Origin of the sequence: Paraeggerthella sp. (genome assembly GCF_048427265.1) — a bacterium.
In the GTDB taxonomy this organism is placed as follows: domain Bacteria; phylum Actinomycetota; class Coriobacteriia; order Coriobacteriales; family Eggerthellaceae; genus Paraeggerthella; species Paraeggerthella hominis.
This window is the reverse complement of the sequence record NZ_DBFOSR010000122.1, coordinates 1-3,574: the sequence shown is the minus strand read 5'-3', so window position 1 is coordinate 3,574 and position 3,574 is coordinate 1. Positions and strand designations below refer to the sequence as shown.

6 protein-coding genes are annotated in these 3,574 nt (G+C 62.6%); all 6 read left to right on the top strand.

Annotated elements, in window-relative coordinates; all coding sequences use genetic code 11:
* Positions 1 to 334: N-acetyltransferase family protein (locus ACMNI9_RS10985; RefSeq protein ID WP_418832105.1), on the top strand; the 334-nt coding region annotated here is incomplete at its 5' end.
* 3 nt (positions 335 to 337) lie between these two features.
* Positions 338 to 1,264: a helix-turn-helix transcriptional regulator gene (locus ACMNI9_RS10980; protein ID WP_216528828.1), complete on the top strand. Its 927-nt coding sequence runs from the start codon at positions 338 to 340 to the stop codon at positions 1,262 to 1,264.
* 95 nt (positions 1,265 to 1,359) lie between these two features.
* On the top strand, positions 1,360 to 1,824 hold the full coding sequence (locus ACMNI9_RS10975; protein WP_114567650.1) for a GyrI-like domain-containing protein: 465 nt from the start codon (positions 1,360 to 1,362) through the stop codon (positions 1,822 to 1,824).
* A gap of 10 nt (positions 1,825 to 1,834) precedes the next feature.
* Positions 1,835 to 2,458, top strand: coding sequence for a DJ-1/PfpI family protein (locus ACMNI9_RS10970; RefSeq protein ID WP_418832102.1), 624 nt, complete (start codon positions 1,835 to 1,837; stop codon positions 2,456 to 2,458).
* Between the two features lie 22 nt (positions 2,459 to 2,480).
* Positions 2,481 to 2,867, top strand: a complete 387-nt coding sequence (locus ACMNI9_RS10965; protein ID WP_418832099.1) for an MmcQ/YjbR family DNA-binding protein — start codon at positions 2,481 to 2,483, stop codon at positions 2,865 to 2,867.
* An 18-nt stretch (positions 2,868 to 2,885) separates the two neighbouring features.
* A partial coding sequence (locus ACMNI9_RS10960) for a transcriptional regulator (protein ID WP_418832096.1) occupies positions 2,886 to 3,574 on the top strand: 689 nt, incomplete at its 3' end.

Here is a 3,574-nt window from a genome sequence, read left to right as displayed (position 1 = left end):
CGAAACGCGCGGGCGCGGCCTGGGAACCGTGCTGTATCGCGCCCTTGTGGACCTGGTGCGCGAACAGGGCGTGAAAGCAGCGTATGCGCTGGTCACAGTGCCGAACGCTGCAAGCGAACACCTGCATGAAGCCTTCGGGTTCACGTGTATGGGCGTCCAGAAGAACGCGGGGTACACCTGCGGAGCGTGGCGCGACGTCGCCTGGCTCGTGCTTGCCCTTGCCCCGTTCGACGCAGAACCCGAACCCGTCGTCCCCTTCCCCACGTTGGCAAGCGAGCGGCCCGAAACGGTACGAAGCGTGCTCGCGCGCGCAAACGCCTGCGCGAAAGGCTGACCGATGCAAGCAGGCCGCCTTTTCGAGATCGTGTTCTTGCTCATGGAACGATCGCCGCGAACGACGGGCGATCTTGCAGCGCGGCTTGAGGTATCGGATCGCACGGTGCGCCGCGACGTCGAGGCGCTTTCGGCCGCAGGAGTTCCCGTATACATGACGCGCGGCAAGGGCGGCGGCGTGCACCTCATGAAGGGATACGTTCTAGATAAATCCCTTGTTACCGACAGGGAGAAAGACGACATCCTTGCCGCGCTTTCCGCGCTCAGGGCAACCGGAGCCGCCGACTCGCCCGCCACGCACGAACGGCTTGGGCGCCTGTTCCAACGGGAAGGCGCCGATTGGCTGGACATCGACCTTTCGTTTTGGGGCGCGCCGCCCGAATACAAGAACGTCTTCGACGTGGCACGACGGGCGATCCTCGAACGACGCCCCTTGCGATTCAGGTACCGAGACGCCGCGGAACGCACGAGCGAGCGCGTGGTCGAACCCGTCAAGCTCCTGTTCAAGGAGCGTTCCTGGTATATTCGCGCGTGGTGCCGGATGCGCGAGGACTGGCGCACGTTCAAGCTGTTCCGCATCGTATGGGACTCGATGGAGCTGTTGCCGGAAACGTTCGTCCCGCGCGAGCTTCCAGCCCAGATGCAGGAAGGCTATACGACCGCCTCGGCTGAACCGCTGGTGCTGCTGTTCAGCCCGCAAACGCCGCAAGACATCGGCCGCATTCGGGAAGAATTCGAACCGTCGGCCATCGAGCAGCTGGAAGACGGCCGCCTGCGCGTCCGTCTATCCTGCGACATAACCGAGCGCATGATGTTCTACCTGCTGTCGTTCGGCGACCGTTTGGAAGTAGCCGAACCCGTGCGCCTGCGCGCCTGGCTGCAATCGCAGGCGGAAGCGATCGCGCGGACGTACGAAACGCGAACCCCTTGAAAATCCCTTCGATTCTTGCTGTAGCGGACACGCCTTGTCCGGTTTTGTTTCATACAATCACCTTGCCATCGAAACCAAAATCGAGAGGAACTGCCATGGAGTACACGATCGTCGAGCTTCCCGAGCGCACCGTTGCGGGAATCACCCTGCGCACCGCCAACGACAGCCCTTCCTGCACCGCGGACATCGGCGGCCTATGGCAGCGGTTCATGGAAGAGGGCATGGACAAGAGCGTGCCGGGGGCGATTGCGAACCCCTACCCCTGCTTCGCGCTTTACTACAACTACGACCTGGCCACGAACGAGTACGACCTGCTCATCGGCTGCGAGACGAACGAAGCCGAAGCCGGCTCCGCACGCCAGGTTATACCGGCCGGCCGCTACGCGAAGGTGGAGATCCGCGGCGGCGACTGCGTGGAGAGCGTGCAGAAGGCCTGGATGGACATCTGGACCGACGAAGCGCTCATGGCGCAACGGTCGTTCACCGTCGACTTCGAAGCGTACTTGCCCGGCGAAGACATGAGTTGCGCCGACATCGATATATTCGTGGCTTTGGCGTAAAGGAGCTTCAGTGAGCGAACGCGACAACGCACTAGGACCTCAGGGGAATCGCCGCGGCACCGTGCTTGCGTTCCTGCCCGATCGATTCGCAGATTGGGAGGTGGGGCATGCCTGCTCTGAAATCAACAAACCCGAAACCGGATACGCCGTGCGCACCATGGCGACGCGGCAGGGCAATGTGCGGTCGATAGGGGGACTGACCGTAGTGCCCGATTTGACGGCAGAGCGCGACGAGGTTCCCGAAGATTTGGCCCTGGCGATTCTCGTGGGCGGCGAAAGCTGGCAAGAACCGGACATCGTACGCGCGGGCGCGTGGCTGGTGGACGCGTGCCTGGCCCGCGCGGTGCCGGTAGCTGCAATCTGCGGCGCATGCTCGTTTCTAGCCGAACGCGGCTACTTGGACGACTGTGATCACACGGGCAACGCGGACTACGAGTTTGCCCAGCTAGCACCCCATTATCGGGGCCACGATCGATTCCGGAACCAGCCCGTCGTAGACGGCGGGCGCTTCATCACCGCGAATGGCGCCGCGGGAATCGAACTGGCGTGCGCGCTGTTCGGACGCCTCGATATCAAGCCGTGGGGCAACGTCGAGACCTGGCGCACCGCATTCAAACGCGGGGCATTCGCATAGCACGGGCAAAGGAGCGCAAACCATGCACGACGACATAGACGCATACCTGCTTGCCAAGCCGGGCTGCACCAAAGATTACAAGGCGGAATGGGACTGGTGGCGCTACCAGGTTGGCGGAAAGATGTTCGCTGCCGCCATGAAGCCCGGCCAAGAGCACGCCGCCGCATACGCAGGTCGCTCGCTCCTGTCGCTCAAATGCGATCCAGCCTGGTCAGTTGCATTGCGCAGCGAGCATGCCGACATCCTGCCCGGCTTTTACGCCGACAAGCGCCACTGGATATCCATCGACCTGGACGGCGCGGTGCCCGACGAGCTGCTGTACGAATTGTGCGATCATTCCTACAGCCTGGTATTCGGCAAGCTGACGAAAAAAGCGCAGCGCGAGATAATCGGCAATCCAGTCATCTGAGTCAAGGAGGATAGCCTCATGGCATTCGATTTCACGAAGGAATACAAAGAACTTTACGTTCCGAAGACGAAGCCGACGCTCGTGGAGGCGCCCGCCATGACGTTCATCGCCGTTGCCGGCGAGGGCGATCCCAACGACGAAAACGGCGCGTACGCGCAGGCCGTGGGACTTCTGTACGCCTTGTCGTACACCATCAGAATGGCGAAAAACGGCGATTGGCAACCGGATGGCTACTTTGAATACAAGGTAGCACCGCTCGAAGGCCTTTGGTGGACGGCCTCCGGCGGCTTCGACGGACGTCGCATTACGGACAAAAGCAAGCTGCAATGGGTCTCTTTGATTCGACAGCCCGACTTCGTGACGACCGAAACCTTCGCTTGGGCGTGCGAAAAGGCAGCCGCGAAAAAACCGGGGCTGGATACCGCGCAAGCTCGCCTGGTCCGCTTCGCCGAAGGCCCCTGCGCGCAGGTTCTGCATCGCGGCCCTTACGACGACGAGCCGGCCACCGTCGCAGCCCTGTCCGCCTTCATAGCCGACTCCCACCTGAAAGACGACATCGCCGATCCCGAGAACGCACGCGCGCTGCTCGCCGAGCTTGACGCGAACGGCGGCGTGCCCGGCGTGCGCCTGCATCACGAGATCTACCTGAGCGACCCGCGTCGATCCAAGCCGGAGAACCTGCGCACCGTGGTTCGCCACCCGGTGAG

What these genes read in the sequence shown, in the direction of transcription:
- ACMNI9_RS10975 (WP_114567650.1), top strand. Translation starts at nt 1,360, where the DNA reads ATGGAGTACACGATCGTCGAGCTTCCCGAGCGCACCGTTGCGGGAATC.
- ACMNI9_RS10980 (WP_216528828.1), top strand. Translation starts at nt 338, where the DNA reads ATGCAAGCAGGCCGCCTTTTCGAGATCGTGTTCTTGCTCATGGAACGA.
- ACMNI9_RS10965 (WP_418832099.1), top strand. Translation starts at nt 2,481, where the DNA reads ATGCACGACGACATAGACGCATACCTGCTTGCCAAGCCGGGCTGCACC.